This is a genomic window from Pseudomonas brassicacearum subsp. neoaurantiaca (genome assembly GCF_013608025.1).
GTDB lineage: Bacteria > Pseudomonadota > Gammaproteobacteria > Pseudomonadales > Pseudomonadaceae > Aquipseudomonas.
This window is the reverse complement of the sequence record NZ_VDLV01000055.1, coordinates 24884-50618: the sequence shown is the minus strand read 5'-3', so window position 1 is coordinate 50618 and position 25735 is coordinate 24884. Positions and strand designations below refer to the sequence as shown.

Annotated in this window: 28 protein-coding genes; 11 read left to right on the top strand and 17 right to left on the bottom strand. The window is 58.9% G+C overall.

Features of this window, described 5'->3' with window-relative positions:
* Window positions 1-38: 38 nt before the first annotated feature.
* The 4 genes from FHK92_RS24250 to FHK92_RS24235 all read right to left on the bottom strand — a co-directional run bounded on the left by FHK92_RS24250 (window position 39) and on the right by FHK92_RS24235 (window position 3815).
* Window positions 39-1352 carry a dicarboxylate/amino acid:cation symporter gene (locus FHK92_RS24250; protein ID WP_181290350.1) on the bottom strand — a complete coding sequence of 438 codons (1314 nt, stop codon included), beginning with the start codon at window positions 1350-1352 and terminating at the stop codon, window positions 39-41.
* A 226-nt stretch (window positions 1353-1578) separates the two neighbouring features.
* Window positions 1579-2241 (bottom strand): HAD family hydrolase, encoded by a 663-nt coding sequence (locus tag FHK92_RS24245; protein ID WP_181290349.1) that lies wholly within the window; start codon window positions 2239-2241, stop codon window positions 1579-1581.
* A gap of 24 nt (window positions 2242-2265) precedes the next feature.
* Window positions 2266-2637 carry a RidA family protein gene (locus FHK92_RS24240; protein ID WP_181290348.1) on the bottom strand — a complete coding sequence of 124 codons (372 nt, stop codon included), beginning with the start codon at window positions 2635-2637 and terminating at the stop codon, window positions 2266-2268.
* Between the two features lie 47 nt (window positions 2638-2684).
* Window positions 2685-3815 carry an alanine racemase gene (locus FHK92_RS24235; protein WP_181290347.1) on the bottom strand — a complete coding sequence of 377 codons (1131 nt, stop codon included), beginning with the start codon at window positions 3813-3815 and terminating at the stop codon, window positions 2685-2687.
* An 87-nt stretch (window positions 3816-3902) separates the two neighbouring features.
* Between FHK92_RS24235 and FHK92_RS24230 the strand changes: the two genes are divergently transcribed.
* Window positions 3903-4808 (top strand): LysR family transcriptional regulator, encoded by a 906-nt coding sequence (locus tag FHK92_RS24230; RefSeq protein WP_181290346.1) that lies wholly within the window; start codon window positions 3903-3905, stop codon window positions 4806-4808.
* Between the two features lie 200 nt (window positions 4809-5008).
* Complete coding sequence (locus FHK92_RS24225; protein ID WP_181290345.1) at window positions 5009-6181, top strand: zinc-dependent alcohol dehydrogenase; 1173 nt, start codon at window positions 5009-5011, stop codon at window positions 6179-6181.
* Window positions 6182-6238: 57 nt separating this feature from the next.
* Here FHK92_RS24225 and FHK92_RS24220 read toward each other — a convergent pair whose 3' ends face one another.
* From FHK92_RS24220 to gcvA, 3 genes are all read right to left on the bottom strand, one after another.
* On the bottom strand, window positions 6239-7000 hold the full coding sequence (locus FHK92_RS24220) for an SDR family oxidoreductase (RefSeq protein ID WP_181290344.1): 762 nt from the start codon (window positions 6998-7000) through the stop codon (window positions 6239-6241).
* A 10-nt stretch (window positions 7001-7010) separates the two neighbouring features.
* Window positions 7011-7838, bottom strand: a complete 828-nt coding sequence (locus FHK92_RS24215) for a DMT family transporter (protein WP_181290343.1) — start codon at window positions 7836-7838, stop codon at window positions 7011-7013.
* Window positions 7839-7914: 76 nt separating this feature from the next.
* Window positions 7915-8820, bottom strand: coding sequence for a transcriptional regulator GcvA (gene gcvA, locus FHK92_RS24210; RefSeq protein ID WP_181290342.1), 906 nt, complete (start codon window positions 8818-8820; stop codon window positions 7915-7917).
* A 186-nt stretch (window positions 8821-9006) separates the two neighbouring features.
* Here gcvA and FHK92_RS24205 point away from each other — a divergent pair, with 186 nt between their 5' ends.
* On the top strand, window positions 9007-11184 hold the full coding sequence (locus FHK92_RS24205) for a TonB-dependent siderophore receptor (protein WP_181290341.1): 2178 nt from the start codon (window positions 9007-9009) through the stop codon (window positions 11182-11184).
* A 131-nt stretch (window positions 11185-11315) separates the two neighbouring features.
* Here FHK92_RS24205 and FHK92_RS24200 read toward each other — a convergent pair whose 3' ends face one another.
* Genes FHK92_RS24200 through FHK92_RS24185 form a run of 4 tightly spaced genes read right to left on the bottom strand, consistent with a single transcriptional unit; the run spans window position 11316 to window position 13351 of the window.
* Entirely contained in the window at window positions 11316-11600 is a 285-nt protein-coding gene (locus FHK92_RS24200; protein WP_375154628.1) for a colicin E3-like toxin immunity protein, read from the bottom strand.
* Complete coding sequence (locus FHK92_RS24195) at window positions 11593-11844, bottom strand: pyocin S6 family toxin immunity protein (RefSeq protein ID WP_181290340.1); 252 nt, start codon at window positions 11842-11844, stop codon at window positions 11593-11595. The genes FHK92_RS24200 and FHK92_RS24195 overlap by 8 nt, the downstream gene beginning before the upstream one ends.
* A gap of 21 nt (window positions 11845-11865) precedes the next feature.
* Window positions 11866-12120, bottom strand: a complete 255-nt coding sequence (locus FHK92_RS24190) for a colicin E3-like toxin immunity protein (RefSeq protein ID WP_181290339.1) — start codon at window positions 12118-12120, stop codon at window positions 11866-11868.
* Between the two features lie 7 nt (window positions 12121-12127).
* Window positions 12128-13351, bottom strand: coding sequence for an S-type pyocin domain-containing protein (locus FHK92_RS24185; protein WP_181290338.1), 1224 nt, complete (start codon window positions 13349-13351; stop codon window positions 12128-12130).
* A gap of 68 nt (window positions 13352-13419) precedes the next feature.
* Between FHK92_RS24185 and FHK92_RS24180 the strand changes: the two genes are divergently transcribed.
* Window positions 13420-14484: a hypothetical protein gene (locus FHK92_RS24180; RefSeq protein ID WP_258232736.1), complete on the top strand. Its 1065-nt coding sequence runs from the start codon at window positions 13420-13422 to the stop codon at window positions 14482-14484.
* A gap of 49 nt (window positions 14485-14533) precedes the next feature.
* Here the strand turns inward: FHK92_RS24180 and FHK92_RS24175 are convergent, their stop codons facing one another.
* A complete protein-coding gene (locus FHK92_RS24175; RefSeq protein ID WP_181290337.1) occupies window positions 14534-15025 on the bottom strand; it encodes an HIT family protein in 492 nt (163 codons plus the stop codon).
* A 77-nt stretch (window positions 15026-15102) separates the two neighbouring features.
* The gene (locus tag FHK92_RS24170; protein WP_181290336.1) at window positions 15103-15855 is read right to left on the bottom strand and encodes a gamma-glutamyl-gamma-aminobutyrate hydrolase family protein; all 753 of its coding nucleotides are present in this window, start codon (window positions 15853-15855) and stop codon (window positions 15103-15105) included.
* Window positions 15856-16000: 145 nt separating this feature from the next.
* Between FHK92_RS24170 and FHK92_RS24165 the strand changes: the two genes are divergently transcribed.
* Window positions 16001-17767, top strand: a complete 1767-nt coding sequence (locus tag FHK92_RS24165; protein ID WP_181290335.1) for a S8/S53 family peptidase — start codon at window positions 16001-16003, stop codon at window positions 17765-17767.
* A 52-nt stretch (window positions 17768-17819) separates the two neighbouring features.
* Here FHK92_RS24165 and FHK92_RS24160 read toward each other — a convergent pair whose 3' ends face one another.
* Both FHK92_RS24160 and FHK92_RS24155 read right to left on the bottom strand, forming a co-directional pair.
* Entirely contained in the window at window positions 17820-19181 is a 1362-nt protein-coding gene (locus FHK92_RS24160; protein ID WP_181290334.1) for a purine-cytosine permease family protein, read from the bottom strand.
* A 15-nt stretch (window positions 19182-19196) separates the two neighbouring features.
* Window positions 19197-19871, bottom strand: a complete 675-nt coding sequence (locus FHK92_RS24155; protein ID WP_181290333.1) for an isochorismatase family cysteine hydrolase — start codon at window positions 19869-19871, stop codon at window positions 19197-19199.
* A gap of 543 nt (window positions 19872-20414) precedes the next feature.
* On the opposite strand from FHK92_RS24155, the gene FHK92_RS24150 reads away from it, so the two are divergent.
* The 5 genes from FHK92_RS24150 to FHK92_RS24130 all read left to right on the top strand — a co-directional run bounded on the left by FHK92_RS24150 (window position 20415) and on the right by FHK92_RS24130 (window position 23387).
* The gene (locus FHK92_RS24150) at window positions 20415-20870 is read left to right on the top strand and encodes a thiol-disulfide oxidoreductase DCC family protein (RefSeq protein WP_181290332.1); all 456 of its coding nucleotides are present in this window, start codon (window positions 20415-20417) and stop codon (window positions 20868-20870) included.
* A gap of 63 nt (window positions 20871-20933) precedes the next feature.
* Complete coding sequence (locus tag FHK92_RS24145) at window positions 20934-21095, top strand: DUF2986 domain-containing protein (protein WP_181290331.1); 162 nt, start codon at window positions 20934-20936, stop codon at window positions 21093-21095.
* Between the two features lie 4 nt (window positions 21096-21099).
* Entirely contained in the window at window positions 21100-21900 is an 801-nt protein-coding gene (locus FHK92_RS24140; RefSeq protein ID WP_181290330.1) for a DUF6630 family protein, read from the top strand.
* 129 nt (window positions 21901-22029) lie between these two features.
* Window positions 22030-22191, top strand: coding sequence for a hypothetical protein (locus FHK92_RS24135; RefSeq protein WP_181290329.1), 162 nt, complete (start codon window positions 22030-22032; stop codon window positions 22189-22191).
* A gap of 242 nt (window positions 22192-22433) precedes the next feature.
* A complete protein-coding gene (locus tag FHK92_RS24130; protein ID WP_181290328.1) occupies window positions 22434-23387 on the top strand; it encodes an alpha/beta fold hydrolase in 954 nt (317 codons plus the stop codon).
* 246 nt (window positions 23388-23633) lie between these two features.
* On the opposite strand, the gene FHK92_RS24125 is transcribed toward FHK92_RS24130, so the two are convergent.
* Window positions 23634-24035 (bottom strand): ester cyclase, encoded by a 402-nt coding sequence (locus FHK92_RS24125; RefSeq protein WP_181290327.1) that lies wholly within the window; start codon window positions 24033-24035, stop codon window positions 23634-23636.
* A gap of 55 nt (window positions 24036-24090) precedes the next feature.
* Entirely contained in the window at window positions 24091-24711 is a 621-nt protein-coding gene (locus FHK92_RS24120) for a TetR/AcrR family transcriptional regulator (RefSeq protein ID WP_181290326.1), read from the bottom strand.
* Between the two features lie 535 nt (window positions 24712-25246).
* Between FHK92_RS24120 and FHK92_RS27940 the strand changes: the two genes are divergently transcribed.
* A partial coding sequence (locus FHK92_RS27940; protein WP_375154631.1) for an OprD family outer membrane porin occupies window positions 25247-25735 on the top strand: 489 nt, incomplete at its 3' end.

Sequence of the window (25735 nt, the reverse complement as noted above, 5' to 3'; positions counted from 1 at the left end):
CCTGCCTTACATGGCCGGATCCAGTACTCACAGGTACTTCAGGAAACTCGCGTTGCCGGCGAAGCGATAGCCGCCACTCCAGGGCCCTCTTCCAGCGTCTTTTGAAGTACCTTTTCGTCCAACTGCCCACACCACCTGGCGACCACGATTGTCGCCACGCCATTACCGATCAGATTGGTCAGCGCCCGCGCTTCGGACATGAAACGGTCTATCCCCAAAATCAAGGCCAGCGCTGCAACCGGCACATGCCCTACCGACGACAACGTGGCCGCCAAGACAATGAAGCCACTACCCGTTACACCCGCCGCGCCCTTCGATGTGATCAGCAAGACCAGCAACAACGTAATCTGGTGCGTAATGTCCATGGGCGTATCGGTGGCTTGGGCAAGGAAAATCGCCGCCATGGTGAGGTAGATGGAAGTGCCATCGAGGTTGAAGGAGTAACCGGTAGGGATAACCAGGCCCACGACGGACTTATGCGCACCGAGCTTCTGCATCTTGACGATCATGAGTGGCAACGCGGTCTCGGACGACGAAGTACCGAGGACGATCAGAAGCTCCTCGCGGATGTACTTGATGAACTTGAAGATGCTGAACCCGTGCAGGCGCGCAATCGTGCCCAGTACTCCCAGTACGAAGACCACGCAGGTGAAGTAAAAACACAGCATCAGATAGCCCAACTGGACTAGAGAACCCACACCGTACTTACCGATAGTGAAGGCCATCGCACCCAGCGCACCGATGGGTGCGACTTTCATGACCACGCCCATGATGCTGAACAGCACCTGGGAGATACTCTCGATGAACTCGAACACCCGACGGCCATAATCACCGATACGATGCAGCGCGTAGCCAAACAGTACAGAGAAGAGCAGCACCTGCAGGATCTCACCCTCGGCAAACGCGCCAACAATCGTGTTGGGGATAATGTGCAGGAGGAACTGGATGGTGCTCTGTTCTTTTCCTGCGGCGGCATACGCAGCAATCCCCGACGCATCGAGCGTGGACGGATCGATATGCATACCAGCGCCCGGCTGCACGACGTTGACCACAGCCAGCCCGATCAACAGGGCAATTGTCGAAACAATCTCGAAGTATAGAAGCGCATAGCCTCCGGTTTTTCCGACCGCCTTCATGTTTTGCATGCCTGCGATGCCGGTGACCACAGTACAAAAGATGATGGGGGCAATGACCATTTTGATTAGCTTGATAAAACCATCGCCGAGCGGTTTTAACGTGGTAGCGGTTTCCGGATAGAAGTGGCCAATCAGGATGCCGATGGCGATCGCGAACAGGACCTGAATATACAGAATCTTGTAGAACGGTTTGCGGATCTGGGTTTCAGCTGACATGACGGAACCTCGTTTGGGAGGCGTGCGAGGTCCTCGGACCACAGCACCCGTTACATACACCTTCCTTTGATGGAAGAATTTGTTTTGAAGTGAGAGACAGGAATAATTGAAGCTACGGGCCGCTGGTTCGCGGCATGTTTAGAGTGCTGTCCAGCAGAGGCGCCATTGTAGGCACCGCCTCTACCGGGACTGATTTAAAGAATGACGGTAATAAGCAACACCCCGTTTATTTACCGCTCAGGTTTTTAATATCCTCAACCAGGCTATCGAGTGTCGGACGCATGATTAATGGATCAGGCGCACCTGCGGGCGCATCGAGCCCTATCCTGTTATGCCAGAAAGTTGGCAAGCCGACTTTCTGCGTGCCAAACAGATCGTAAGCTGAGCCCGCTACGAATATGGCGTGAGCGGGCTCAACGCCCGCTATTTGCAGGGCAAGCCTGTAGGGTTGCGCATCGGGCTTGTAGAAGCCGGCCTGTTCAGAAGTGACAATGACGTCAAATGGCACGCCTAGAAGATCCGCTGCGATATGCCCCAACCGCTCCGAACAGTTGGTCACTACCCCGAGTTTGTAGTGCGGCGCCAACTCGGTGAGCACGCGTTTGGCCTCAGGCCAAGCTTGCAACTGCATCCAGCGCGCCTCCAGATTTTGCGCGGCTTCCTTGCCCAGTCCCACACTGATCGCAGCCTCCTCGACCAACGTTTCATAAGGCCGGTAAGCACCACAGCCGTAGGTCGCCTTCAAATAAGCCATACGCCAAGTGCGCCCCATTTCATCGGAGCCTGCCACGGAATTCCATAGCGTCCACGAGTCCAGCAGAGCGGTAAGCAAATCGAACAGGACGAGTTTCACAGGAGTTTGCTGAAGATTGTTTTCAATCGAATTCATGACGACTGTCCTTCTTGAAAGTATTTAAAGTTCAGCCACTGCTGAAATTTCGACCAAAGCCCCGTAATGGAGTGGCCCACATGGAATGATCACTCTTGCGGGACGGTGCGACCCCATTAGCGTTGAATACGCGAGATTCACGACCGACCAGTCAGCAACATCAACAATGTATATCTGCACGCTGACCAAATGACTAAGCGAAGCACCCGCTGCCTGAAGCACCGCTTCTACATTTGCCATTGCCTGAATAACCTGGGCTTCTATTCCATCGGGGAATTCTTGTGCATCAGGCGGAAACGGCAACTGGCCGGAAATAAATAGAAGTTTTCCTGCCATGACACCGTGTGAGTAATGTCCACCGGGTACAGGCAGTTGCTCTGCAGTGACCAATTTCATTTGCCCCCCTTGATCGATCAAAGTTTGTGTTCTGTTGAATGAGTTGATTACCATCCCGCGATGCGTGGCCAATAACCCACACTGCGCCCCTCGCTGAGGACGTGATAACCCGCGTGCTGCGCCGAGGTGGCACAGGCGTGATTCGGCAGGATCCGCAGCAGCGTGCCCAAGGGCAGCAAGTTCGAGGCTTCAAGCTTCCCGGCCCGCGATGAAATGATTCCGTGCTCCTGATTGGTGGCGCTGACGATCAGATCGCCAATGGGCAGGCCCGCGGCGTCACACACGATGCCATAGCCCTGATCGACCGCTTGTTTAGCGGTACCACGATCACGAGAAAGCGCCATCCATCCCGCATCCATAATGATCCAGCCTTTCTCGATTTGATGACCGATGACAGTGGTCAGAACCGAGACGGCAATATCTTGCAACTGACAAACGCCCAAGCCCGCCATGACCAGATCGAAGAAGGCGAACACACCCGCACGTACTTCTGTCACCCCGGATAAATCCTCAGTAAAAAGTGCCGTGGGTGTCGAGCCGACGCTGATGATCGACAGATTGAAGCCAGCACTCGACAGCATTTGGCTGGCCTCGATAATCGCCGTGCGTTCCCGCCGGGCGCTCGCTTCGATTTCAGTAATCGACTGGCTGTCGTAGGACTTGCCGGCGTGTGTCATCAGGCCGCTGACCCTGACGCCATTGGCGCTCAACAACTGTGCAATTTCCACCAGCATCGGTGACTGCGGGTCGAGGCCGGAACGGTGACCGTCGCAATCGATTTCCAGCAGAACTTCAAAGACATGACCCGACGTTTTGGCGAATTCGGCCAGTAACCTGGCGGTGTCCAGATTGTCGAGTACCAACTTGAGCTGTGCGCCTTTGCCGATCAATGAAGCGGCATGAGCGAACTTATTAGGCGCAATGCCAACGCCATACAAGATGTCGGTAAACCCGGCCTCGAAAAAGAAATCTGCCTCCCTCAAGGTTGAAACAGTGATAGGCCCGCGCCCGCCTGCGAACAATCGCTCGGTGACTTCCAACGATTTGTTGGTCTTCACATGTGGCCGCAATACCACGTTGAATGCGGCCAGCTTATTGCGCATCCGTTGGATGTTGGCATCGAGTCGATCGCGGTCCAGCAATAAAGCGGGGGTTTCGATATGAGTGAATGCTGACATGTGTGGTCTCCTGGAATGGCGCTATTCTAAGCCTCCAGTTTCAGATTAAAATTTAATAATTCTAATTCTAATATTCAGTGATTCTTAATGAACGAGACATTTGATATCCGTTTTCTCTTGGTCATCCGGGAAAGCGAGAGTTTGTTGGCTGCGTCACGCAAGCTGGGCCTGACGCCTTCGGCGGTGACCCAACGCCTCCAGCAAATGGAGAAAAAACTGTCGATTCGATTGCTGGATCGGTCAGCCCGGCAACTGCGCTTTACCGATGAGGGCGAGTTCCTATGCCAGCGTGGGGCTGAGCTGGTCGAGCAGTTCGATTCCCTGTTGGCTGATTTGCAAGAGCGGCGCAGCGGCTTCGTCGGCAAGTTGAAAATCAATGCACCGTTCGGGTTTGGACGACTGCACGTGGCCCCCGCGGTGGCAGCTTTCCAGCACCTGCATCCAGACGTAGAGATTCAATTGAGTCTGTCCGAACAGCCTATGGTTGAAGCGACAGACCGATTTGATGTCGTTATCCATATTGGGGAACTGCGCACCTCCAACTTGGTAGGCCATTCCATTGCACCCAATCGTCGCTACGTATGCGCGTCACCCGACTTTATTGAACAGCACGGCCTGCCGGAACACCCCGACCAGTTGGCTACCCTGCCGTGCATTGCATTGCGGGAAAACAACGAAGACGTCACGCTCTGGCATTTCACCCGTGCGGGTAAAACACACAATGTGCGAATCCGCCCAGCGTTGAGCTGTAACGATGGAAGTGTTATTCGGCAATGGGCTTGCGAAGGGAACGGCATCATCCTGCGCTCTGAATGGGATGTTGCCGACGCTCTGGCGGAGGGGACGTTGATACGACTACTGCCTGGTTGGAAACTGCCAGAGGCCAATATTGTTGCGCTAACCCACCAACGCGAAGGGTTGCCCGCGAGAACGCTCAAGTTTTTGCGCTTCCTCCAGGATCAATTCCGGCCGCAACCGCTCTGGCGGCAATAGTTTTTGGGAATGCCGCTGCCCGGCCGGCAACGTATTGGGCAGCAATGGCGATAACTCCCCCCAACCGTCCATCGCCTCCCCCCACTCCCCCCGCCATCACTTTGAACTACTCGCCCCCTCCTCCAACCGAAAATGTCAGTAGGTCCGCAACGAGCCTGATCGTAGCGACCGTACCGTCCCCACCTAGGAGGTATACCCAAGTGAAAGCGCTACGCTGGCATGGAAAGAAAGACATCCGCTGCGATGACCATCTCCCCGACCCCACGATAGAAGACCCGCGAGACGCGATTATCAAGGTCACTTCGTGCGCCATTTGCGGCTCGGACCTGCACCTGTATGACGGCTTCATGCCTGGCATGAAGCATGGCGACATCATGGGCCATGAGTTCATGGGTGAAGTCGTGGAAGTGGGCTCGGCCAACAAGAAGTTGAAGATCGGCGATCGCGTCGTGGTGCCCTTTACGATTTGTTGTGGTGAATGCGATCAATGCCGCCGGGGTAACTTTTCTGTTTGCGAGCGCAGCAACCGCAACAAGGATCTGGCCGACAAGGCCTTCGGCCACACGACGGCGGGTTTGTTTGGGTATACCCATCTCACCGGCGGCTATCCCGGCGGGCAAGCGGAGTACGTGCGCGTGCCTTATGCGGACTTCACGCCGGTGGTGATTCCCGAGGGGCTTACCGATGAGCAAGTGTTGTTTCTTGGGGACATCTTCCCTACTGGCTGGCAGGCCGCCGTGCAATGCGATATCCAGCCCACCGACACCGTGGCCATCTGGGGCGCCGGCCCGGTCGGCCAGTTCACGGTGCGCAGCGCGGTGATCCTCGGGGCCCGGCAAGTGGTGTGCATCGACAACGTGCCCGAGCGCCTGGCGATGGCGAAGGCCGGCGGCGCCATTACCATCAACTTTGATGAGGAAAGCGTGCTGGACCGCCTGGCCGAGTTGACGGCTGGCAAGGGGCCTGAGAAGTGCATCGACGCGGTGGGCATGGAGTCCCACGCGACCCGTTCGTTCGACTCCATCTACGATCGGGTCAAGCAAGCGGTGATGCTGGAATCCGACCGCCCCCACGTGCTGCGGGAAATGATGTACGTGTGCCGTCCCGCCGGGACCCTGTCCATTCCCGGAGTGTATGGCGGCTTGATCGACAAGATTCCGTTCGGCGCTGCGATGAACAAGGGCCTGACTTTCAAGATGGGGCAGACCCACGTGAACCGCTGGACGGATGACTTGCTCCGACGCATCCAGGAAGGGCAGATCGACCCAAGCTTTGTCATCACCCACACCGTGAGCCTTGAAGACGGACCGGATATGTACAACACCTTCCGGGACAAGAAGGACGGCTGCGTGAAGGTGGTGCTCAAGCCCTAACCCCCGGTAATGCCGCTCCTCGGATTGCGGGTTCGCCCGCGATCGCGGAGCGGCGGCTCATTTCCCCCCGGTCACATCGAGAAAGGTCCCGGTCACGAACGACGCCTCCGCGCTCGCCAGCCACAGAATGGCCCGCGCCACCTCCTCCGGCTGGCCGCCCCGGCCCATGGGGATCGAGTCCTTGACCCGATCGACCCGCCCCGGCTCGCCGCCGCTGGCGTGCATGTCGGTGTAGATGTGCCCGGGGCGAATGCAGTTGACGCGGATGCCTTCGCGGGCGACCTCTTTGGCGAACCCGATGGTGAACGTCTCCAGGGCGCCTTTCGACGCGGCGTAGTCGACGTATTCATGGGGGCTGCCCAGGCGTGCCGATGCAGAAGAGATGTTGATCACCACGCCGCCCTGGCCGTTGTGCCGGTAGGCCATGCGCCTCACCGCTTGCTGGGCGCAGAGGATCGGACCGATGGAGTTGACCGCGAAGATGCGCTGCATGCGTTCGAAGCCGAGGTCCTCCAGGCGTGACTGGGTGGACAGCACCCCGGCATTGTTGACCAGCACATCGATCCGCCCGAACGCCCGGTCGATGGCCTTGAACAGTTCATCGACCTGCCTGGGGTCCGCGCTGTCGGCCCGCACGGCCAACGCCTGGCGTCCCATCGCCTGCACATCCGCCACCACGGCCAGCGCCGCAGGCTCATTGGCGACGTAGCTGATCGCGACGTCGTAACCTTTTGCGGCGGCGAGCCGGGCGGTGGCGGCGCCCACCCCGCGACTTCCACCGGTTATCAGGATCAGCGGTGCCGACGAGACGTTATCCATGAAATACCTCCTAGCCAATGATGAAGGTGCCGCTGGCGATCACTGCGCACGCCAGGATCCGGCGGGCGGTGAGTGTCTCGCCAAGGAATGCGTAGCCAATCAGCAATGCGAACAGCACGCTGGTTTCCCGCAGTGCCGATACCGCGCCCAGTGGCGCTTCGCTCATGGCGTAAATGACGATTCCATAGGCCAGCAGCGAGACCAGTCCGCCGACCAGCGCGGACAATGTTCCGGGGCGCAGCGAAAACAAGCTGCGGGCGTCGCGCAGGCCGATGTACACCGCCGGCATCAGCGCGCCCCACAAGGCGCACATCCAGACCGTGTAGGAAAGCGGAGCGCCGGAGAGCCGGGCACCGATGCCGTCGACGACGCTGTAGGCCGCGATGAAGCAGCCGGTTCCCAGCGCGTAGGGCAAGCTGGGGACTGACAGGCTGCGGCCCCTGAAGGCCAGCGAGATTATTCCGCCTGATACCAGGGCAATCCCCAGCATCTCGCCGGGGGTGATTGTCTCGCCTGCAAAAATAGCGGCCCCCAGGGTGATCAGCGCCGGAGACGATCCACGGGAAATCGGGTAGATCTGCCCCAGGTCGCCGACCCGGTAGCTGCGCACCAGGAACAGGTTGTAGCCGACATGCAGCAACGCCGAAAGCAGCGCATAGCCCCAACTTTCAACCGCTGGCGGCACCATGAACACTGCGGCGATGACGCAGGTGACGGCGATGGCGATGCACATCACCGTCATCGACCATAGACGATCGGCACCGCCACGCAGCAATGCATTCCAACTGGCATGCAGGAGCGCGGCGAAAAGAACCAGGAAGACGATATGGATAGGCATGGTCGCCATTCTAGGGAGCCCATCGCCTGGACTACAGCGAAGTCTCCTCATCGCGCCATGAATAGATCTTCATGCCCTATCCGTAGGTTCGTTGGACTTCCAGCGCTTCGCTGGTCAGCCATTGGCGAAAGCTGACGATATGCGGCTGCGATTCAATGCCCTTGGGGCACACGAAATAGTAAGCAAGCGGCGATGGGAACGGCACATCGAACAGCCGCACCAGACGGCCATCGCTGATTTCGTTTTCAACATGCCCGCTGCGCACCAACGCGACGCCTTGGCCGAGCAGCGCGGCTTCTACCGTCATGTTGGTGTCGCCAAACCGCACGCTTTCCTTGAGCGGCAAAAACGCCAGCCCGACCTGTTGGAACCAGGCCTCCCACTTTGGCACCAGCTCGGCGCCATCCCGGGTCAGTAACGGGAAATGCAACAAATCGGCCGGGCTACGCGGCGTGCCGAAGCGCTGCAAAAGATCAGGACTGGCTACGGGAAACACCTGCTCGCCAAACAGGAACTCCGAATACAGGCCAGGATAGATGCCCTTGCCGAGCCGGATCGCGACGTCGGCCTGGCCGTTGGAGAAGTGGATGACCTTGTCCGTGGTGTCCAGCGAGACCAACAACTCGGGATGTTGGCGAGAGAGCAGTGGCAAGCGTGGCAGCAGCCACTTCAGCGCGAAGGAATACGTGGTGCTGACGCTGAGTCGGACCCGGCCTTTCTGCTCGCGCAAATCGCTCAAGGTCGCCTCCAGGCTCATGAAAAACTCCCGCACGATGGGCGCCAGCGCAGCCCCCGCCGCCGTCAGGCTCAATGACTTGCCACGCTCGAACAACTGCAACCCCCACAGCGCCTCGAGATGTTTGAGCTGGTGACTGACCGCGCTTTGCGTGACGTGCAATTCATCCGCAGCCGCCGTGAACGTCGGGTGCCGGGTGGCGACTTCAAAGGCCCGCAACGTGGCGGTTGGCGGCAGATCTCTCATGTATACGGTTCCGGGGGAGTTGGTTGAAAAATACGGAGCATGAACGTCTGCTCATGATAGAGCACTCGCAGCGTGTACCGCTCTACGTCGGCAATTCCAGCCAATGTAGGCTTTATCGTTCAGAAAAATCCTGAGACACTTAAACGCTAATCGTTATCACAATCATTAGCATCTCAGGACCGACTCATGTCGACTTGCACCACCACCCCGCGTTATTTCAACCCTGCCCGTGACCTTCTGGCCATGGCGATCTGCATGGCCTCGCTAGCCCCCGCCTACGCCGACGACAACAGCGCCGCCGCCCAGAACACCCCACCGGCCACGCTGGAACTGGGCGCGACCGAAGTCACGACCAACCAACTATGGAGCACAACAGAAGGCACCGAATCCTACACAACCGGCACGATGTCGACGGCGACCAAGCTGCCGCTGACGATGCGTGAAACCCCACAAGCCGTTACGGTCATCACGCGCCAGCGCATGGATGACCAGGCGATGACCAGCATCAACGACGTGGTCAAGGCAACGCCCGGGTTGTTCCTGGACTTTTCCAGCGGGCCTGGCCGGCAGACATACAAGGCGCGCGGGTTCGAAATCGATAACCTGATGTATGACGGCATTCCCACTGGCTACAACGGTGTTTCGGTCGGCGCCCAGCCCAACCTGGCGATGTTTGATCGGGTCGAGATCGTGCGCGGTGCCACAGGTCTGGTGACCGGTGCAGGCAACCCGTCAGCCGCGATCAACATGGTCCGCAAGCGCCCACTGGCTGAACAGAAAGTCACCCTGACCGGTACCGCCGGCAGCTGGGATAACTACGGTGGCGAGCTCGATGCGTCCAGCCCATTGAATGACAGTGGCACGCTGCGCGGTCGGGTCGTGACCTCTTATCGCGACGCCAACAGCTTCATCAATGATGTCGAAGAAAACCACGGCCTGTTCTATGCAGTCACCGAAGCAGACCTGAGCGAGGACACCACCTTGACCCTGGGTTTTTCCCATCAGAAGGACAAGACCAATTACTTCTGGGGTTCCTCGATGATCGGCCAGGATGGGCATCACCTGGACCTGCCACGCTCTTACAACCCGGGAACGGATTGGGAGAACAAAGACCAGGAGATCAACACGGTGTTCGCCGAAGTGCGTCATCGCTTGGCCAATGACTGGAACCTCCAACTCAACGCAAACTACTCAGAACAGAACGCCCTTTTCTCCGGCTCTTACCAATCGCGCTGGGTCAACAACACGCTGGCCCGCACGGTTTACCAGGCTGCTCATGACGAAAACCAGGCCGGCGTTGACGCCTTTGCCAGCGGCCCCTTCGAGGTATTTGGACGCACCCATGAACTGGTTGTGGGCGCGAGCAAGCGCATCTACGACGACACCACCCACAGCTACAACCCATACGACACCAACTGGCCGATCAACGCAGGGAAACCGAACTTCGTCCATACGAACAACCAGCGCGACGTGACCACCCAGGACGGTGTCTACCTCACCACGCGCCTGAGCCTGGCCGACCCGTTGAAGTTGATCCTCGGCGGACGCCTGGACTGGTACGACTACGATAACCGTGATGGCGAAGGCGATTACAAAGTCACCCGTAACCTCACCCGTTACGCCGGCTTGATCTACGATCTGGACGACCATCATTCCGTCTACGTCAGCTACAGCGATATCTTCACGCCACAGGTGGAAAAGGATACGTCTGGGTCCCCGGTCAAGCCGATCGTAGGCAAGAATTATGAAGTCGGAATCAAGGGCGAGTACTTTGATGGCGCGCTGAATGCGAGCGTTGCGCTGTTCCGGATCGACCAGGAAAACCGCGCCGTGGCGGTGGTCGTGCCCAACTGCCCGCAGGCAACCTGCAACGAGGCCTCCGGCGAGATTCGCAGCCAGGGGATCGACTTTGAATTGCAAGGCGCATTGACCGAAAACTGGCAGGTCGGCGGTGGTTATACCTACGCACGAACCCACACCATCAAGGACGCCGCCAACCCACAGAACGTAAACAAGCAGTTCGACACTGACACGCCGGAGCATCTCTTCAAGCTGACCACCAACTATCATTTCCAGGGCCCGCTGGAAAAACTGCGTGTCGGCGGCAACGTCTCCTGGCAGAGCCGGATGTACAACGACATTCCGCTGGCCAACGGCAGCAAGTACCGCCTCGAACAGGGCAGCTATGCCGTTACGGATCTGATGGCCGGGTACAGGGTCAACCAGAACCTGGACTTGCAGGTCAACGCCAACAACATCTTTGACCGTCGTTATTATTCGACTATCGCCAACTCTGCGAGTTATGGGGGGGATGCGTATGGTAATCCGCGGAATATGATGTTGACGGCGAAGTACAGTTTTTAATTAAGGGCGGATTTTGTCCGGTCCTGAAACAGTTCGGACCTGTTTCAGGACCGCGCTTTTTGCGGTGGGCTGGCGAGAATTATTTAAGCGCCTATTGCCTGGAAGCGCCCTTGAAAAACCTCGCCCAGTGGTCACCAGCTGTCTCGATAATCGAATGCTATCTGATAGTCATAGCCGCCCCAATCAATTGAGTGTTGAAAATGGGGTTGCAAGATCGCCACCCATTCCAAGACGACATTAAAGCCTCCGTTATTAATATTATTCTCGAAGGGAAGACCTAAAGCCTCGACAACAGCGCCGTCGTCACCCAGATCCTCTGAATACTCCTCCCCCTCGAAAGATTCTGTTCGTTTGCTATACCACTCGAGTCGCAATTTGAGGCCCATACGATTCCTTTCTGGCTTTTTCTCAGGCATCGACACAAGTTCCGATGTAGTACTCCAGCCCCGCCGGGAACGCCATACCCAGCACCCGACCTACTTCCCTTAGCTTCTCGCTTGTTATTTCCAGCTCTCCTGGGCTGACTTCGCCAAAGGACTTGCCTTCAGTTATCTGGGCGAGCACCTCATTCTGCTCAGCATTTTTTATGTACATTTCAAACTGCAATGAGTCGTCATTTTTGTCGTCGGGATAAAAGCCCGTTATTGAGAAATAAGGCATTCCACTTCCATTGCCCCGCTGCTACCAAGTTGCTCGGTAACGAAATGAGATCTGGTAATCAAACTGCTCAGGAGCGATTGAGTGTTTGAAGAGGGGTTGAAGAAGCGGGATCCATTCTTCGAGCACATCAAAACCTCCGTCGTATATCCTTGGCTCGCTTCCCAACCCCAGCGCGGTAATTGATGACATATCGTCTCCCATATCCCTCGAATACTCCTTTCCTTCACCCAACTCGGTTCTCTTGTCATACCAATCCAATCTGATTTTCAAACCCATCGAACCCTCACAGATATTTTTTGATGTTACGATTTTTTCGGATCGGCCCTACTTTAAGCCCTGTCTCATGGCTGAATGCACCTAAGTGGCTTCCATCGCTTGCACGATACAACTCCAACTCTCCATGCCTAGAGTCCCACTCATAAATAGTTCTCCCTTTAGGATCAACCCAGCGTTCTCTAAGTCCAGCCCCTCCCTGTTTCGGGGTTTTCTTCTTCGCCGATTTCAGGTCTCGAAAACCGGTAATTTCTTCAGTGTCTGGTGCTGGATAATAATCAAGATCGGGATTGAGCTGCCTTCTGACGGAGGCAACCACATAAACCGGCCGAACCCCCGAATCCGCCGGAAACACCAAAATGAAATCCTTGTACTCCGGCGGATAGATCGGGTTGACGATGATGCTGTCCGCCACCGGCGTCGGTGGGTAGATCCAGATGTGCGGGGTTTGGGGCGCGGCTTCCAATGCTGGGATGCCGAGGGTATCGGAGGGGTTGGTGGCTGGGGTCCAGATCAGCTCGATGCCGTCGCCCAGGTCGGCGATGTATTGGTCGCCGCGAGGAGTGAGGTGGACGACGTCGACCATTTCCCAGCCGCGGTTCTGCCCGGTGTAGAAGCCGTAACCCTTGATACTGCCGTCGGCCTGCTGCTCGATGCTCAGGCGCATGCGGGTGCGGGCCTGTTTGAGCTGGCGTAGCTGCTCTTCGCTGTAAAGGGCGCTGTCGCCCAGGCTGGAGGGCCAGAGCAAGGCGACGATGCCGGTCAACAGTGCCGCGCCGACCGTGCCACTGGCCGCTGCTCCCGCCGTCGACACGGCCGAGCCTCCCAGTGCGAGTCTGCCGAAGGTGACGGGTATTGCGCTTGAGCCGATTTGCTTGAGGGGAACGCTGCCCGACGCGTCGGAGCTTCGGCCTCCCAGCCACGTTACGTCGCCGTACTGCTTGAGCATGTCCGGCGGTACGAAGCCGTTGGGGTTGCTGTAATCGATGATTCCGTTGGGTAATGTGCAGCTTTTGGCGAACACGGAGCCGGTAATGACTAGAGGCTTTTTCTCCCCCGTGGCCCAACGTTCGTGTTCATAGGCAGCCTGTCGGGCGAGCATGGCTTCATGGCCGCGCTGGAGGGCTTCGTAGTCCGCCAGCTCGCTGGAGGTCATGTCTCGATAGGAGATGTTGTGCCCTTCGCCGGAACGTGGGTTACGAACCTTGGGCAGGTCTTTTGGGCGTGTGGTCACGAGTCGCGAATCTCATCCTGAAAATCCAGGACGGACGCTAACGCAGGGGATTTGAGTGGCGATGTAGGATGTTTCTTGAAATGATCGCTCCGCTTTCATCGAGCGATGTAGGGCCGAAAGAATCATCCAGCCGATTGGCTCTAATCAGCGGTTGGTCCACACCGTTAAACCTCCATCGCCGCTTTATCAGGAGTCTGCATTTGATTGGATATCGATTCGAGCGCACCGCACGGGGTGACTTGCACATCCACTCGATCAACCGAGTGCAGAGCGTAGTCGTGCTGCTGACCAGTGCGATGGCGTTGATCTTTCCCGTGGCCGCCGTGCTAGCGATTGCCGATGCAGACTCGTCGCCAGCGGGCATGGACCCACTGACCTTACTCCTGATGGTGCTCGGGCTGCTGCTGATGCCTGCCCTGGGTCTGGCGCTGCTGGTTTACACCGGCACCCGAGAGACCTTGCTGTTGTCGCGCCTCGACGGTGAAGGCAAGCGCCGCACCCAGAACTTTTTCGGACGCCGTGAGCGGGTGCATTCGGTGTTCAGGATCGACGCCGTCAAACACTTCGAACTTCGCCGCCACCCGGAGGCGAAGCCAGCCAGCACCCAACTGTGGCTGGTGATGCGCGACGGCACCACCCATCGCCTGACGAGCAGCAACGTTCCGGTCGTACCGGGAAGTAAACGCACCGACCTGTGGCTGCGTGAGATAAGCGACTACCTGCAAATACCAATGCCCACCGAGGTAACGGTCGGTCCAGCACCCGTTGCGAAGGCCGCCTACCGGCCTGCTCCGACCCCGGCGAAGATTGCCAGGCAGCGCAAAGCAACGGCGCCGACGCCTTCGGCTGAGACGACTGAGCAGCTAGGCAATCCCGCACGCGCCCTGCTCGCCCTGATTGGCGCGTTCCTGGCTGTGTTCGAACTGACCCGCATCCTCACGTTGGTGCCCTCGCTGTTTACCGGACGGCTGCGCATTGGCATTTCCCGCCCGACCACCTTTTATTGGGCGGAGCAGCCGATGAGCTTTTCATTCCACATGCTTATCGGTGTCGTCGAGTTGCTGGTGATTGGTGTCATCGCCTGGGGGTGTTTGCGCGTGGCGATCGAAGGACGGTTGAAATCCGATCCTTGAGAGTGGCGATTCTGTGCTCAGCATCTGAGTCATGAAACCCGAGCCAAGCCTACAGCGTGCAACCCCACTCGTCCCGCAACACCGCAATCACCCAATCAACAGATGGCCCCTGTACCGTCGGCGGATCAGGGCGCTCACAAAACTCCCGCCATACAAAAAGCGTCAGCTCTGCGCCATCGGTCTGCGGCGAATCGCTTTCGATCGTGCCGAAGGTTTGCAGCAACCTGTACCTGTCGTCGCGCCAGAACAGCGCTTCAACCCAGTGATAGATCGGGATGAAGTGGAAGTGGATGGAGTGACCCGCGTCATGGCCGAAACGGCCGATGTAGAGTCGCTTGGGTTGCAGGCGCGTTTCAATGGTTTGCTGGATTCGCGCCTGCAGCACACCCAACTCAGCCAGCGCCTCGGCAGGTAACGATGCGAGGGAGTTCGTCATCATTTTTGCGCTGAGCATCAGGTATCCGGGCAGCGCACTGTCCATGCGGTGATTGATGATCCAATGCTCGGATTCATGCACGACGAAGCGAGGCGATATGTTCATGAGGGTTCCTAGTGAAGACGGATGCGAAGCATCAAGACAACCTCCGTCTCCGCCAGGATTACAGTTGCGGGCTATTGTCACAATCCGGCGTAACCCGCCCGCTCCCGACACGCCTGCCCAAACGCCCGAAAAATCGCCCGATAATCCGCGTTCTCCATCACTTCCCACTCCGGATGCCATTGCACCCCCAACGCAAAGGCCCGGCTACCTTCCACCGAAAGGCCCTCCACCAATCCATCCTCCGCCACGGCCTCGACGCGCAAGCCCTGCCCCACCCGCGCGATGCCCTGGCCGTGGACGGAGTTGACTTCGATGACGACCTTGAGCCCCAGCCGCGCCAACACCCCGCCCGGGCGCACCGTCAGGGCATGGTTGCGGGCGTATTGTTCCTGGACGGGCTCGTTGCTCGGCGGCTCGTGTTCGGCGCCTGGGCCGTCGAGTTGTTGATGGAGCGAGCCGCCGAAGGCGACGTTCATTTCCTGGAAGCCACGGCAGATACCGAGCACCGGCAGGCCCGCTTCGACGGCGGCGCGCCAGAGCGGCAGCGCCAGGTTGTCCCGGGCCGGGTCGTGCTCGGTGCCCGGCGGGCTGGGTGGGCCGCCGTAGTGATGCGGATCGATATTGGACGGTGATCCAGTGAACAGCAGCCCGTCCAGGCCGGCAATGACGTGGGCAGGATCGATCAGGCTCGGGAACACCGGCAGGATGACCGGCAGCGCTTCAGCCGCGGTGGCGACGGCCTGGGCATACTTGTCGTTGCTGAGCTGGACGGTGTGCGGGCCGATCTTGCCTGAGCAGGCGATGATTCCGATCATGGGTGGACGAGACATGGGACTCCCCTGTTCCTCAAAAGCTTATGAATGGGATTGCGGCGCGGGTTCGGTTGTTCCATTTCGATGACCCTCGACAGGCACGCCTGAACGAAGCCATCGACGCAGCGGTCGGAACAGCAAACCCCGGCAAAGAACCCCACCCATGCGCTTACGATCCGTCGCCCTCGCCACATTCTTGAGCTGCGCAGCCAGCACAACCGCCTCGGCGCAAGAAGCGTTGCGCCTGGAAGGCCTGAAGCGCTGCGGCGACCTGCTGGAAAGTCGGCAGCAGGAATGGTGCCTGACCGCGCGTGGGCTGGGTGACGCAACGCCGCAACTGAAACTCGGTGAAAAGACGATTCCTGCGGACAGCATTCAGCGTGAGGGACAGAAGCTGCGCCTGCGCCTGGACAGCGCCGATTACCACAGCGGTCCGCTCTGGCTGGCCGACGGCCCCCGCATGAGCAATGCCGTTTGGCTGACCATGGGCAACAGCCACGTGCTCGCCGCCGGGCCGAATGAGGTGGCAAAGAACATGGACGGCCTGACCACCTATGTGGATCTGGTCAGCGTGCTGATCGAGGAAAGTCACGACGGCCGCCAGGAGGCCGAGCGGCTTGCCGGCAAGTATGGCGCGAAGGTGGTCGGCAGCATTGCGCCGCTGAACGTCTACCAACTGCGCCTGCCGGCCAAGGATCTGGTCCAGCGCGACGCGTTGGTGCTGCGCTTGGGCAGCGAGACCAGCGTCGATGCGGTGGTGATCGAGGAATCCGGGGCCGAAGAAGCCGAGCAAGCGCCAGTCCAGCCTGACGAGCCGAAAAAACCGGCCCAGGACTCCGATGAGTGGGCGGCGAATCGCTTTCTCGACGCGGTGCATTACTACCAGCGGCGCATCCCCGGACAGCAGGTGCCGATCCGACCGCAACCGGTACGCATCGGCCTGATCGAGCGCGATGTGGATTTCGACACGGCGGATTTCGCCGATTACCTGGGTCCCTGCTCGGTGCCGCGCACCTGCGTGTACGCCCGCGATGCGGACAAGCCGGACAACCACGGCACGACAGTGGCCGGGATCCTCGCGGCGCGCTGGAACGATGGCGGCAACAGCGGTTTTCTCCGGGGGCTGGAGAAGGCCAGCGGTGGCTTCGAGGTGATCGTCGAACGCAACTCCGATGCCGGGATCACCGCCAACATCGCCGCTTCGGTGAACCTCGTCGAGGACGGCGTGCGCGTGCTCAACTGGAGCTGGGGCATTCACCGCGTGGGGGCGAAGGATGTGAAAGGCGATGAGGTGGATTCGCTGCTGCGCTCGGGCATCGCCATGGGCGGCTACGAAGAATTGCTAGAGGAATTTTTCCTGTGGCTGCGCAAGGAACATCCCGACGTGATCGTGGTGAACTCCGCCGGCAACGGCTCGTCCTTTTCGGGCACCGATGAATACCGCCTGCCCTCCTCGTTCATCACCGAGCAACTGCTGGTGGTCGGCGGGCACCAGCGCAACGAACGCGCCGGGATCGCCGTCGACGACCCCGGCTACGCGGTCAAGCGCAGCTCCTCGAACATCGACATGCGCGTCGACATCACCGCCGCCGCGTGCACCCACGCCTCGACGGTCAACACCGACGAGGACGGTGCGGTGCATTGCGGCACGTCCTACGCCACGCCGATGGTCACGGGCCTGCTGGCGGCGATGCTGTCGATCAATCCGCAACTTCAACCCGAGCAGCTGCGCATGCTCCTGCGGCGCAGCGCCATGACCATCGGCGACAATCACGATTTCGAACGCATGGACGGCGAAGACCTCACCGCGCCCATCCTGCCATCGGAGCGCAACTACCAGCTCAACGACAAGGACGTGGGCCGCTCGGCACGGTTGGACATGCAGAAAGCCTTGGATTTGTCGGTGCAGAGCCGCAGTCGCGTGCGTTGATGCTGCCTTGGGCAATCACTGCGTTGAAAACCCAAGGCATCATCGCTCGCCGTCAACTCTCGACGGCCGCCGTCATGGAACCTCTATAGCGGCTCATCAACCCGTAATAGGCACCGGCTGGAATCAGCAAGCCGACGACCCAGGCAAGATCGATTCCTTGCAAGGCACTGGCAACGGGACCGGTGTACAACGAAGTACTCATGAACGGGATTTCAAGCACGATGGTGATCAGGAATACACTGACCGCGATCCAGTTCACTCGACCATAAATACCGTCCGCGTCGAAGATATCCGCGATCCGATAGACACCTTTTCGCAAGGCGTAGTAGTCCACCAGGTTGATAGCCGTCCAGGGAATCAGGAAGTAGCTCATGAAGAAGATGAAGTTCAGGAAGAACTGCAAAAAGTCATTCTGGGCCAGGGTGCACAAACCGGTCGCGGCGGCGCAGATGATCAACATGAACCCCGCGCGTACAAGCGGCGTGACCTTGAGTTGCGCATAGGGCTCGACCACCGTCACGGTGGACATGAACGCGCCGTACAGGTTGAACACGTTGATCGCAACCTGCCCGTACAGCACGAAACCGAACATCAACAGCGTCCCTCCGCCCACGAGCCCGACCAGGTTCAAGCCAACGTTATCCGAGAACCCGGCCACGCCCTTGGCCAGCATCGCGCCCAGCACCATCATCCAACTGCCGCCGATAACCGTCCCCAAGTAGCTGTACCAGAACACCTGGCGAGTGGACGTGCGGGTCGGTAGATAACGCGAGTAATCGGCAACGTACGGCGCGTAGGACAATTGCCAAGTCACCGAAATGCTCACTGAGGCCAGGAAACTCACCAGGCTGAACCCTTGCGGTGTCCACTGTCCGGGTTCGATGGGCAACGCAAGGGACAGAACAGTGGCGAAACCGAAGACCGCGATGGACACCAGCGAAAGGATCTTCTGGAAGCGATGGATGAACCGGTAGCCGACCAAGGCCACCAGGAAGCACACCACGCCGAGCAGGACGATGTTCACTTCGTTGCTGAATGGGCTTGCCGTCGCGACGGCCTGGGCCGCCAACAGCGTGTTGCTGACGAAAAAGCCCAGGTAGATCAGCATCACGAACAGCAGCGGGACAATGGCGCCAAACACCCCGAATTGCGCCCGACTCTGAATCATCTGCGGGATGCCCAGTCGCGGCCCTTGGGCGGAATGCGAAGCCATGAAGATCGCGCCGATCATGGAGCCGACAAGGATTGAGAGCACGCTCCAGAACAGGTTGAGGCCCAGGCTGATCGGCAATACGCCGGCGGCCACCGTGGTGATGTTGGCGTTGGCGCCAAACCAGACGAAGAACAATGAGCGAGGCTCGCCATAACGTTCGTCTTCGGGGATGAAATCAATGCTTCTGTTTTCAACTTTCATGATTGTTCTCTCCGATTAGCGTTCGTTGACGAGACGGCTTTCGAGATGCTCGATGGCCTCTACGAACGCTTCTGGCAGGAAGGCGAGATGGTCGGGCGTCGCGGTGTGGAGCGAGACCGCTGGCTGGTTCCACCAACGTCGCAGCAACTGCTGCGCAGAGAAAATCTCCAGCCCGTAGATCCAGTTGGAAAGAATCATCAATGCCGAGTAGTGCGCGGCCGTGGTGGTCGCGGTGCAGGCGTCGGCCACGACGGTGACTTGAAAATCGCGCTGATACGCATCGAACACGCTGGTCATGACGCACACATCGGTCAGCACGCCCATCACCACCAAACGCTTGATGCCCCTGCGGCCCAGCATCTGGGCCAGCCGAGTGCCGTGGAAAGCGCTGTAGCGATGCTTGTCGATCACGACATCGCCGGCCCGGGGCGCAAGCTCATCGAGAATCTCGACAGCAGCGGTCCCGGCCAGATAAGTGGTAGGCCGGCCCAATCCATCGACCGGCTCACCCAACATCAAGTCGCAGCCATGGGCATCATTGATATGTCGCGTGTAGAACAACGGAATGTTCAGGCTACGAGCGGCATCGATGACCGATGCGGCGTTCTTGATCACTTGCTCGAATCGCGCGAGCGCAAATTGATCTTCTTTTTGCAGATCGACCAGCAAAATTGCAGTTTCAGTGTTCATCAACGTTCTTCCGGGTGCAGCTTCCCCGGCAAGCGCAACAACGGCTTGCCAACGGCTCAGCGGATAAAGACAGGCGGCACGCCTGCTGGAGCAGGCATGGCGCAGGACGCGTCAAACGCTCGGAAAAGGGTTAGCTGACTATCTGCCAGAAACCGTTCTGCTTGGCGGCAACGCAGGCCGGGAGTCGTTGGAGGACAACGGGAGATGGTGAAACGGACCGACGAAGAAAGACCTTCATGGCGCCACTCGGCAACGCGCGAGCCGAACCACCTGCACTGAACAGGTGGCGACCAGGGGCGTTATCAAATCGTGACGAGGGCCGGATCATTGGGGTGAGTCTCAAGGGAATCGCTATTTTGAAGACTGCAATAAATCGGCCAAATGGATTGAATGGATTGGAAGCGGCAGCTTAGAGCGATGCGGGGAAACGGCGCGACATTCAGGTATGCCGAATACCATCAGACAATGATACAGAACGTAACACAGCAGTACCTGGTTCCAGTCGGTATGATCCCAACCTATCCAAATCCCAGGACCACCCGCATGCCAGCCTCAAAAACCCGACCTTCCCCCGCGCCGCTGCTCAAGCCAGGCGAAACGGTGGTTTTGTTCGACGGCGTCTGCAAGCTCTGCAATGGCTGGGCGAAGTTCCTGATACGCCATGATCGGCAGCGACGGGTTCGACTGGCGGCGGTGCAGTCGCCTGAAGGCCAGGCCCTGCTGGCGTGGGCGGGTTTGCCGGTGGATCAATTCGACACAATGGCGGTGATTCGCGACCGGCATTATTGGGAACGCTCGGATGCCTTCTTCGAGGTCGTGTCACAGTTGCCCGCTCGCTGGCAGCCGTTGACTTGGCTGCGCCTCGTCCCTCGTCCGCTGCGGGACTGGGCCTACGACCGCATCGCGCTGAATCGTTATCGGCTTTTCGGCAAATACGACACGTGCCTGCTGCCGAATGCGGATCATGAACAGCGTTTCCTGAAGAGCCATAATGTTTAGAATACAGATTGATCACGGTGCCTTTCAAAACAGACAGCCGTCACTCTTCATTCGGGTAAAAACATGAATCGCCGTAAAAAGATAAACCAGCTGCTCAAGGCCAACGCAAAGAAGGCCAGCGCCAAACTGGCGCCCAAGAGCAAGGACAGGTACATCAGCAAAGCCGACCGTTTGAAACTGGCGGCTGAAGCCAACCCTGACGTGGTCGCTTCCTCCGAGAGTTGATTCCTTGATCCCCATCGATCCCCTGTCGCTGCAACGCATCACCACTGCTCACGGCACGCTCGAGGGCGCGGCTTATTTCGATGCCGAGGAAAGCCTCGTGCATGACATCTTTGCTGACCGCATCGTTTTCCAGACCAACTACCTGGACCACAGCAGCTATGGAGTCAGCGTCGTCGAGGGAGCTGTCCTGGTTCACAAGACGCGGCTGGACAATTACCACCGCGGCCATAAGGCGCAGGTGATCGATGCCGACATGGATGAAGACGACTGGACGGAACTGGCCAGTCTTTGGCAGCGTTTGAGCCATGACTTGGGCTCCCTGGAGCAAGGGCCTGGACCGGATCCGGCCGACACGCTGGCGGACCTGTTCGATTGCCTGTTCGACGAGACGCATGCCCAAGCGCTGATCGACAACATGCCCGCCGCCAATGGCCAGTGGGACTGGGCGTGGACGCAACTGCGATCGGCACTGGCCGAGGCCCATCGCTTGGCTGAGTTCGAGTGGAAGGAGTGGTCGCTGTCAGGCGTCCACGCCATCAACGCCCTCGCCCCGCTCCGGGAACTGGGCATCGAAATCCCCACCCCTGACAGCAAAACCGTCGCTGCGGTCAACCGCGCCAACGATTGGGAACGGGCGTTGCTGCAGTATTTCAACGCACGATTGGAAGCCCACGATTTGAAGTTGCTGGCCATCGGCACCCACTTCGATGAGTACCAGGCGTTTGCCTGTCTGCCCATGAACGGCTTGGGCCTGGTCAATGCCATGGAAATCATGGGCAGGCTGGGCATCGTCTATAAATACTGAGCATCAGGTGCGGCGACGGTTCGCCGTCGAACAAGCGTCTTCCGGCCTAGGCATAACATGAAGAATTGTGATCACTGCGGAACCCTTATTCTGGCTGACAACGGCGAGTGCACATTTTGCGCCGAGGCCATGAGTCACGCGATCGAAACCTTCGCCCCGAGCGCCGGGCCATCGAAGTGGCTGAAAGTCGTCAAATGGCTGTTTATCGGCTTGCTGGCGGCGGTGCTCATCGCCATCGCCGCAGTCACTTGGATTCTCCACTCGCTGGGGCCGATGCCTTCGTTTGGTTGATTGCTCAAGCGAAAGATCAACATCAAAAGATCGTCCGAACGCGGCCCGAGGCTTCGCCAGCGCCTACAGGGCCGACCGGGCAAGCTCCCTCGCCACGATCAAAAACGCAGGTATCTGATATCCCTATAGTTGCTATCGATGCCAGCGCCGTTCTCGTTGCGCTTCGCCCTCTCTAATCTGCCCACCAACGCGATCGACGACGATCCCGGCAGATCAAACCGTCCCTTATGGAGAGAGAAACGATGAACACATTCAACCGCACCCTCGCTATCGCCACCCTGGCCTTGGCCACCCTCGGCGCAGAAGCGGCCACCCCCGTCCAGGCCGGCGCCAGCGCCTCCGCGGTCGGCAGCGTTGTGCAGTCCGCCAGCTACATCACCACGAAGGATGGCGTGCAGCTCTATTACAAGGATTGGGGCCCGCGCAACGGCCAGGTCGTCACCTTCAGCCACGGCTGGCCGCTGGACTCCGATAGCTGGGAAGGGCAAATGATGTTCCTCGCCTCCAAGGGCTATCGCGTCATCGCCCACGACCGTCGCGGTCATGGCCGTTCCAGCCAGCCGTGGGAAGGCAACGACATGGATCACTACGCCGACGACCTGGCAGCGGTGATCGAGGCGCTGGACCTGAAGGACGTGACCTTGGTCGGCTTCTCGACCGGAGGCGGCGAAGTGGCTCGCTATATCGGTCGCCACGGCACCAGCCGCGTCAAGAAAGCCGTGCTGGTGTCCTCGGTCCCGCCACTGATGCTCAAGACCGACACCAACCCTGGCGGCTTGCCGATCGCGGTGTTCGACGGATTGCGCAAAGCCTCCCAGGAGAACCGTTCGCAACTGTACCTGGACATCGCCTCCGGCCCGTTCTACGGCTACAACCGCAAGGGCGCCAAGCCGTCCCAAGGTTCGATCCAGTCGTTCTGGGCGCAAGGCATGCAAGGCGGCGCCAAGAACACCTATGACTCGATCGCGGCGTTCTCGGCGACAGACTTCCGCGGCGACTTGAAGAAGTTCGACGTGCCGACGCTGGTGATTCACGGCGACGACGACCAGATCGTGCCCATTGACGCCGCGGGCCGGGCCTCGGCAGCCCTGATCAAGGGTGCTCGACTGATCGTCTACCCTGGCGCGCCGCACGGCCTGACCGAGACGCACAAGGATCGCCTTAACCAGGACCTGCTGACGTTCCTCAAGGAATAAGAGCTCGATAGCGGACGTTATCGCTGTAGAAGCTCAAGGCCCTTCTTCGGAATAAATGCTGTTCACTTAGGAAAAACGATACCCCGTGGCGAGGGAGCTTGCTCCCGCTGGGTCGCGAAGCGCCCCCAAAACTGCCGGATGCGGAGCTTCAGATACACCGCATTCATCGGTTTTACGGCCGCTTCGCAGCCGAGCGGGAGCAAGCTCCCTCGCCACAGGTGTTTAGGCGACCCCAAGTGAACCGCGTTACTCCTCGCAAGGGCCTTCGCGTTGCAGCGCAGCCTCCACCGCAGCCTTGTCGATCACCGACCACACCCGAACGATTTTTCCGCCTTCGAAGGTATAAAACACGTTCTCGGAAAATCGAATCCGCCGGCCGTGGGTTTCCAGTTCCAGGAATCGTCCACGCGGCGAGCAATCGAACAGCAACCGACTCGCCACATTCGGCGGTTCGACGACCAGCAGGTCGATATTGAAACGCAAGTCGGCGATGGTGCTCACATCGTTTTCCAGCATCGCCCGGTAGCCTGCCAGCCCCACCGATTTGCCGTTGTACTGCACGTTGTCGTCGACGAAGTTGCCCAGGTCCTGCCAGCAACGTGCGTTCAGGCAGGCGATGTAGTTGCGGTATTGCTCGGCCAGGTCCATTTCGAGAGCCTCCGTGGTTGAGGTTGACCCTGCATCACAGTCAACGGCAAAGACCTCAAGGCTGCAACCCTATCCCCCGCAAGATCACGCTGGTGACCGTCTGCACCGCCCGTTCGAATTGCATGTCGGACAGCGGCTGGTGATCGTTGAGGATGTTGATCTGATGGTCGAAGTCGGCGTAGTGCTGTGTCGAAGCCCAGATCATGTAGAGCAGGCTGGACGGCTCCACCGGCAGGATGCGTTTGTCTTCCACCCACTGGCGGATCTTCGCTTCCTTCATCTTGGCCCAGTCGTAGAGGCTCGCATCCAGCGCTTGCCCCAGGGTCGGCGCACCGTGGATCACTTCGTTGGCCCAGATCTTCGAGCCATGGGGCCGGCTGCGGGAGTGGTTCATCTTGGCGCGGATATAACTGCTGAGCACGACGCGTGGGTCGTCGAACATCTCGAAGCACAAGGCGTCCTGCTTCCAGACGTCCAACAGGTCGAACAACACGGCGCTGTACAACTCATTTTTGGTACTGAAGTAATAGTGCAGATTGGAACGCGGCAGTTGTGCTTCAGCGGCGATGTCGGCCATGGTGGTACTGCCGAAGCCCTTTTCGGCGAAGACCTTCTCGGCGGCCAACAGAATTTTTTCGACGTTACTGCGACGAATCTCGATCTTGTGATTGCCCATGAGGGCTCCCTGACGACAGCGTTGGCCAAGACTAGCATTCACCTACTGTCGATAACACCAACGAGCCCTGCCCCTTATTCCTGCAACCTAAGAAGCAGGCACGGTCGTGGCGAGGGGATTTATCCCCTCGCCACAGAATGACGGCTCGGACTTTCCACCCCATCCATTCGACTAATGTCTTAGACCAGTCATCGCACAACCTGGACCGAACCCTTGCCCTTGCCAACATGCGAATTTCGCGGCGCAACGGGCCTCAATCTGGATTCCGTCCACCGTCAACCATTGATACACCTCATTTTGAAGCACCCCCGGCTTGGATATTTCCGATAATGGCCAGTTGACAACGGACAGCGACCACCAAATAATCTGCGCCATGTTGTACGACGACGTATGACAAATAAAAACAACAAAAAGTAGGAGCGCCAGAGTGAGCACACGTGCCCGTTTTCCGTCCAATACCCGTTCCAGCCGCCGTACCCTTCTCCGTTCCACACCTGTATTGACCCTGCTCGGCTGCACCAGCCTGGCGGCATTCATGCCGTTGACGGCCAGTGCCGAAGGTTTTGTCGATGATGCCAAGGCCACGCTGAACCTGCGCAACGCCTACTTCAACCGCAACTTCGTCAACGACAGAGCCACCCAAGGCAAAGCCGAAGAATGGACCCAGAGTTTCATCCTCGATGCCAAGTCCGGTTTCACCCAGGGCGTGGTCGGTTTCGGCGTGGACGTGCTGGGGACCTACTCGATCAAGCTCGACGGCGGTCGCGGCACGGCGGGCACCCAATTGCTGCCGGTGCACGACGACGGCCGCCCGGCCGACGACTTCGGTCGTTTAGGTGTGGCCTTGAAAGCCAAGGTTTCCAAGACTGAACTGAAAGTCGGCGAATGGATGCCGGTGCTGCCGATCCTCCGCTCCGACGACGGCCGTTCCCTGCCGCAAACCTTCCGTGGTGGCCAGGTAACCTCCACCGAGATCAACGGCCTGACGCTGTATGGCGGCCAGTTCCGCGCCAACAGCCCGCGC

Coding starts and splice junctions, on each gene's coding strand:
- FHK92_RS24170 (WP_181290336.1), bottom strand. CDS start 15,855: ATGTCTCGTCCACCCATGATCGGAATCATCGCCTGCTCAGGCAAGATC.
- gcvA (WP_181290342.1), bottom strand. CDS start 8,820: ATGAGAGATCTGCCGCCAACCGCCACGTTGCGGGCCTTTGAAGTCGCC.
- FHK92_RS24180 (WP_258232736.1), top strand. CDS start 13,420: ATGTTTCTTGAAATGATCGCTCCGCTTTCATCGAGCGATGTAGGGCCG.
- FHK92_RS24175 (WP_181290337.1), bottom strand. CDS start 15,025: ATGAACATATCGCCTCGCTTCGTCGTGCATGAATCCGAGCATTGGATC.
- FHK92_RS24190 (WP_181290339.1), bottom strand. CDS start 12,120: ATGGGTTTGAAAATCAGATTGGATTGGTATGACAAGAGAACCGAGTTG.
- FHK92_RS24250 (WP_181290350.1), bottom strand. CDS start 1,352: ATGTCAGCTGAAACCCAGATCCGCAAACCGTTCTACAAGATTCTGTAT.
- FHK92_RS24135 (WP_181290329.1), top strand. CDS start 22,030: ATGAGTCACGCGATCGAAACCTTCGCCCCGAGCGCCGGGCCATCGAAG.
- FHK92_RS24200 (WP_375154628.1), bottom strand. CDS start 11,600: ATGCCTGAGAAAAAGCCAGAAAGGAATCGTATGGGCCTCAAATTGCGA.
- FHK92_RS24155 (WP_181290333.1), bottom strand. CDS start 19,871: ATGAACACTGAAACTGCAATTTTGCTGGTCGATCTGCAAAAAGAAGAT.
- FHK92_RS24230 (WP_181290346.1), top strand. CDS start 3,903: ATGAACGAGACATTTGATATCCGTTTTCTCTTGGTCATCCGGGAAAGC.
- FHK92_RS24145 (WP_181290331.1), top strand. CDS start 20,934: ATGAATCGCCGTAAAAAGATAAACCAGCTGCTCAAGGCCAACGCAAAG.
- FHK92_RS24150 (WP_181290332.1), top strand. CDS start 20,415: ATGCCAGCCTCAAAAACCCGACCTTCCCCCGCGCCGCTGCTCAAGCCA.
- FHK92_RS24240 (WP_181290348.1), bottom strand. CDS start 2,637: ATGAAATTGGTCACTGCAGAGCAACTGCCTGTACCCGGTGGACATTAC.
- FHK92_RS24130 (WP_181290328.1), top strand. CDS start 22,434: ATGAACACATTCAACCGCACCCTCGCTATCGCCACCCTGGCCTTGGCC.
- FHK92_RS24245 (WP_181290349.1), bottom strand. CDS start 2,241: ATGAATTCGATTGAAAACAATCTTCAGCAAACTCCTGTGAAACTCGTC.
- FHK92_RS24160 (WP_181290334.1), bottom strand. CDS start 19,181: ATGAAAGTTGAAAACAGAAGCATTGATTTCATCCCCGAAGACGAACGT.
- FHK92_RS24215 (WP_181290343.1), bottom strand. CDS start 7,838: ATGCCTATCCATATCGTCTTCCTGGTTCTTTTCGCCGCGCTCCTGCAT.
- FHK92_RS24125 (WP_181290327.1), bottom strand. CDS start 24,035: ATGGACCTGGCCGAGCAATACCGCAACTACATCGCCTGCCTGAACGCA.
- FHK92_RS24235 (WP_181290347.1), bottom strand. CDS start 3,815: ATGTCAGCATTCACTCATATCGAAACCCCCGCTTTATTGCTGGACCGC.
- FHK92_RS24195 (WP_181290340.1), bottom strand. CDS start 11,844: ATGCCTTATTTCTCAATAACGGGCTTTTATCCCGACGACAAAAATGAC.
- FHK92_RS24220 (WP_181290344.1), bottom strand. CDS start 7,000: ATGGATAACGTCTCGTCGGCACCGCTGATCCTGATAACCGGTGGAAGT.
- FHK92_RS24205 (WP_181290341.1), top strand. CDS start 9,007: ATGTCGACTTGCACCACCACCCCGCGTTATTTCAACCCTGCCCGTGAC.
- FHK92_RS24120 (WP_181290326.1), bottom strand. CDS start 24,711: ATGGGCAATCACAAGATCGAGATTCGTCGCAGTAACGTCGAAAAAATT.
- FHK92_RS24165 (WP_181290335.1), top strand. CDS start 16,001: ATGCGCTTACGATCCGTCGCCCTCGCCACATTCTTGAGCTGCGCAGCC.